Annotated in this window: 2 protein-coding genes; both read left to right on the plus strand. The window is 53.1% G+C overall.

What is annotated here, in order from left to right:
- Positions 1 to 826 (plus strand): oleate hydratase (locus tag QVO97_RS00470; protein ID WP_288188481.1); only part of this gene is annotated, 826 nt, incomplete at its 5' end.
- A gap of 300 nt (positions 827 to 1,126) precedes the next feature.
- Positions 1,127 to 2,003, plus strand: an 877-nt coding sequence (locus QVO97_RS00475; RefSeq protein ID WP_288188483.1) for a hypothetical protein, incomplete at its 3' end; no start/stop codon positions are given.

A 2,003-nucleotide genomic window follows, 5' to 3' on the forward strand; every position in this document is an offset into this window, starting at 1 on the left:
TCAGGTTGCTGCGCAGGATCCGGCATTTGGACATCCGGAGAAATTCTGCTCGGATATCCAGAAGACGAACTGGGAGTCTGCGACGGTCACGATTTCGGATGAGACAATCATTTCCCAGATCCGCAAGATTTGCCGCAGGGATCCGAGAAGTGGACGCGTCGTAACAGGCGGTATCGTGAGCTGCCGTGATTCAAGCTGGCTGCTCAGCTGGACGATCAACCGTCAGGGACAGTTCAAAGCGCAGGATAAGGACGAGATCTGCGTCTGGGTATACAGTTTATTTACGGATGTACCGGGCGATTATGTGAAGAAGCCGATGCGCGCCTGCACGGGCAAGGAGATCACCGAAGAATGGCTGTACCATCTCGGAATCCCGGAGGATCAGATCGAGGAACTGGCTGAGAACCATGCGAACTGTACGCCGACGATGATGCCGTATATTACAGCATTCTTTATGCCGCGGCGTGCCGGAGACCGCCCGGACGTTATCCCGGATGGATGTGTCAATGCGGCATTTCTGGGGCAGTTTGCGGAGACCCCGCGTGATACTATTTTCACGACCGAGTATTCCGTCCGCACCGCGATGGAAGCGGTGTATGGCTTGTGCGGCGTAGACCGCGGCGTACCGGAGGTATGGGGAAGTGTCTACGATATCCGCGAGCTTCTGGACAGCACGGTCAAGCTGATGGACGGCAGATCGCCGCTGGAAATGAAGCTGCCGATGCCGCTTGAAGCACTCAAAAAGCCGATTCTCCGGAAGATTGACAAGACGGTGGTTGGAAAGCTGCTGCGCGATCACGGCGTGCTGAAAGACTGGATGGTGTAAGAGACTGAGGAACGCAGGTGTTACTGGACACGTATGCGTGAACAGTAACACGCAGGTAAATATGGCTGCGTTAGATAAAGGAAGACAGGCTGTCACAAACAGAAGGCCCCGGACGGAAAACGTTCGTTTGGCATTCGTGTGGCAGCCTTTTTTGTGTAACAGGAAATTGTCGTGAGGCACATTCTTTTTCACTTGCCCGTTTTTCTCTGACATGATACAATAAAGATTGGCGTAAATGTAGAAAATTTGAGAAGAAAACGATTTTGAAAAGGATCGTTTGATAGATGTGAGGGAAAATAGATGGATTATTTACTTTGTATCCCGGCGCGGGAGACAAATACGAGAGAGAATTGTGAGAAAATACATAATGTTCTGGCGCGCATGTCCGATACCTACAAACTGCGGATTGTACCGGAACCGGTTAAGAATAAGCAGTTTCCATGTCCGCCGTATTACAAGAAATACCGGATCTACAAGCCGGTAAAGGAACGCGATACGAACGGAGAGGCATATCTGGAAAAAGAAGAGGAAGAGATGCTCTTGAGTTCCTGCAAGACGGAGGAAGAGCAGGAACTGATAAAAAGCTGTATCTATGCGTACCAGTATTCGGCGGCGATCGTACTTAAAAGCTTCCGGGAGAAGGAAAAGAAAAATAAGATGCAGGTTCGACCTCTTTCGGAGCGGACACAGGCGCCAAGAGGCGTAAGTGGTCCGAATAGGGGAACACGTCTGGAAACACCGGAAAAAGCCGAAAAGCCGGAACAGGAGCGCAGCGCACAAGAACGTCCGTCTGGCAGTGACAGACCGGAACGATCGGAGAGGAGCTATCGGAACCGTGCAGCGGATCGTGCTGCAGAGGGGAATACCGAGCGCACGCAGGGCAGAGAGAAAGCTTGCTCAGAGAGAGAGAGGGCAGCTCGTGTTTCAGGAGCCGAGAGAGCAGCGGACAGACGTAGCGGAAACCGCGCGGTGCCGGAAAATGAGAAACGGGAAGACCGCCCGGCTTCTGGAAGGCGGGAGCGGTTTGAACGCCGTTCACTGCGCAGAGGAGAACGACCAGAAGTGGAGAAAAATGAGGTCGTGAAAGACCCAGTGCAGGGCGAACTTCCGTTCCGCGCTTACATGGAGACAGGCAGCCTCCCGGCGTTCCGGGATACGGCAGCAACGGTGCCTGTAC

The sequence above is a fragment of the Clostridium sp. CAG:43 genome (assembly GCF_000434655.1).
Taxonomy (GTDB): Bacteria; Bacillota; Clostridia; order Lachnospirales; family Lachnospiraceae; genus Otoolea; species Otoolea fessa.